1 protein-coding gene is annotated in these 1,330 nt (G+C 69.9%); it reads right to left on the minus strand.

Annotated elements, in window-relative coordinates:
• Positions 1–126: 126 nt before the first annotated feature.
• The coding region (locus tag CWO91_RS42210; protein ID WP_130221175.1) for a tetratricopeptide repeat protein at positions 127–1,330 on the minus strand (1,204 nt) is incomplete at its 5' end.

The raw sequence follows: 1,330 nt of genomic DNA on the forward strand, positions 1-1,330 counted from the left end.
GTCTCCGCAGTGGGCCTCCCCAAGAGGATGAAACCCTCACCCGGCGCTACGCGCCGACCTCTCCCGCAGGCGGGAGAGGTGCACCAGGCCCGTGGCTCGCTTGGTCGGATCTAAAGCTATTCGCCTTCAATGCGCGGCCGAGGCCGCGCGCTTGGTCGCGACTTGCTTCGGCGCCGGCTTTGCGCTCGCCTGCGGCGCGCTGTCCCAGCCGCCGTTCGGGGTCGCAACGTTGACCGCATCATCGGGCTGCGGTTCGGCGCTGAAAGTCTGGATCGCGAGCTTGGCGGCGGCGAGCGATTGCGGATCGAGCCGCTTGGCGACGTCGTCGCGCTTGCCGGCCGCATCCGCATCGCCCTGGGCTGCCGCCAGGCTGAACCATTTGTAGGATTCGGCGAGGTTCTGCTCGACGCCGATGCCGCGGGCATAGAGGATGCCGAGGTTGAACTGGCTGTCGGCGACGCCGCGGTCGGCCGCTTTGCGGAACCACTGCGCCGCGCTCTTGTAATTGGCGCCACGTCCGCCGCCATCGGCATCGAGCACCGCGAGATTGTGCATCGCCTTGGCGTTGCCGCGCTCGGCGGCCTGCGTGTAGTAGCGGCGGGCGATGTCGGCGTCCTTCTTCACGCCAAGGCCCTTTTCATAGAGCGTACCGAGGCGGAAGGTCGCGGGCACGACGCCGGCCTGCGCCGCGCGGTCGTACCATTTGGCGGCTTCATCGTAATTCGTAGCCACACCCTTGCCCTCGGCAAAGCGCACGCCGACCTCGTAGGCCGCAGTCGCATCGCCCTTCATCGCGGCGGTGCGCAGGCCCGGGCCGCCGATGCCGTCAGGCAACTTCTCGCTCGGCGGCACCTGGATGAGGCCGAGCTTGACGCGGCTCGTGCCCGACAGCGCGCCGGTGACGTCGCTGGAGGCAGGCGGTGGCGGGGCCGCGGCAGGCGCGGGCGGGATTTCAACCGAGGCCGAGCTGCCCGGATTGGCGGCCGGCGCGGCATTGTTCTGGGATTGTCGTCCGATCGGCGTCGGCGACGTCATCGACGGCGTGACCTGCTCGGGCGTGGCGGGCTTGCTCTCGACCGGGGGCGGCGGAGCCAGCGGAGTGGGCTGGCTTGACGTATTCTCCATGGCCTGCGGCGCCGGCGGCGGGCTGCCGCCATCGAGCAGGCTCATGGCCATCTTGAAGGTGCCGAGCACGATCACGACCACGCTCGCGCCGACCAGCAGCGAGCGGATCTTCGCGGTGATGGTCGAACCGCCGTCCTTGCCCTTGTCCTTGGACCGATCGGCCCCGGCCTTGGCGGCGCGGCCGGTCTTTTCCGGCTGCGCGGCG

This window comes from Bradyrhizobium genosp. SA-3 (assembly GCF_004212635.1).
GTDB lineage: Bacteria > Pseudomonadota > Alphaproteobacteria > Rhizobiales > Xanthobacteraceae > Bradyrhizobium.